Genomic DNA, 1432 nt, shown 5'->3' on the forward strand with positions numbered 1-1432 from the left:
TCGGCGGGATCGAGCGCGATCGTCTCGATGGCTCGCTCGGCGATGAGCCCCAGAAGCCTATGCTGCCCCTGATCCGTCGGATAATGCAGCAGGATGATCCGGGTGCTCAGCGCGGATGTCGCGGCGCGCCCGATCGCCAGCAGGGAGAGGTCGATCACCGGGACCGGGGTGCCGCGATAGCTGATCGCGCCGGCAACGCCGGCGGGCGCGGCCGGCAGCTGCTTCATGGCGAGCAGAGGCAGCACCGCCTCGACCCCCGCGGTGTCGAGCACGTAGCGATCCTGCCCGAGCTGGAACATCAGGAACAGCATCGGTCGCTCCGGCCCCGTCCCCCTTACGCGTGCAGCTTAAAGCGCGAGATGCTGCTGCGCAGCCCGCTCGACACCTGGTTCAGCTCGTCGATCGCGAGGGTCGACTGCTGCAGGGATTCGACGGTCTGCTGCGCCGCCTCGCTGAGCTGGGCCAGCGCTTCGCTGATCTGGCCGGCCCCCGTAGCCTGCGCCTGCATGCCCTCGTTGGCGACCTCGAAACGCGGCACCAGCCCCTGGACCTGATCGATGATCTCCGACAGCTGCCCGCCGACCTGCTGTACATCCTGCATGCCGCGCCGGACCTCCTCTGAGAATTTGTCCATGCCCATCACGCCGGCGGCGACGGCCGACTGGATGTCCTTGACGATCTGCTCGATGTCGTAGGTCGAGACGGCGGTCTGATCGGCGAGGCGGCGGATCTCGGTCGCGACCACCGCGAAGCCGCGGCCATATTGTCCGGCCTTCTCCGCTTCGATCGCAGCGTTGAGCGAGAGCAGGTTGGTCTGGTCGGCGACCTTGGTGATGGTGGTGACGACCTGGTTGATGTTGCCCGCCTTCTCGCTGAGGATGGCGAGCTTGGCGTTGATCGCGCCCGCTGCCTCCATCACCTGGCGCATGGTCGTCTCCATGCGTGCGAGCCCGGCCTGGCCGCCGCCGGCCAGCGTCGCGGTCTGTTCGGCCACGGCCGAGACCTCGTCCATGGTGCGCACCAGCTCGTTCGACGTCGCCGAGATCTCCTTCGAGGTCGCTCCGATTTCCGTCGTCGTCGCAGCGATCTCGCTGGCGGTCGCCTGCTGCTGCTTTGACGTCGCAGCCACCTCGGTGATCGAGGTGTTGACCTGGATGCTCGATTTCTGGATCTGGCCGATCAGTCCCGCGAGGTCGTCGGCCATGGCGTTGACGCCGTCGGCCAACGTGCTGAATTCATCGCGCCGCGAAAGCTGCAGCCTTTCGCTGAAGTCGCCGCGCCGCATCACGTCGACCATGCCGAGCAGCTTGCCGAGCGGCACGGTGACGGCCCTGAACAGCAGGTATCCGCAGAGGATGGCGAGGCCGAGCGCGATGACGAAGGCGATAATCAGTCCGAACTCGGCGGCGCGGACGATGCGGACGATGTTGCG

Annotated in this window: 2 protein-coding genes; both read right to left on the reverse strand. The window is 67.0% G+C overall.

The window, feature by feature from the left end; translation table 11 throughout:
* The coding region (locus ACIPIA_RS16250; protein WP_400511011.1) for a chemotaxis protein CheW at positions 1-311 on the reverse strand (311 nt) is incomplete at its 3' end.
* A 23-nt stretch (positions 312-334) separates the two neighbouring features.
* Positions 335-1432: methyl-accepting chemotaxis protein (locus tag ACIPIA_RS16255; RefSeq protein ID WP_400511012.1), on the reverse strand; the 1098-nt coding region annotated here is incomplete at its 5' end.

Origin of the sequence: Allobosea sp. CER48 (assembly GCF_044752385.1) — a bacterium.
Classification (GTDB): Bacteria; Pseudomonadota; Alphaproteobacteria; order Rhizobiales; family Beijerinckiaceae; genus Allobosea.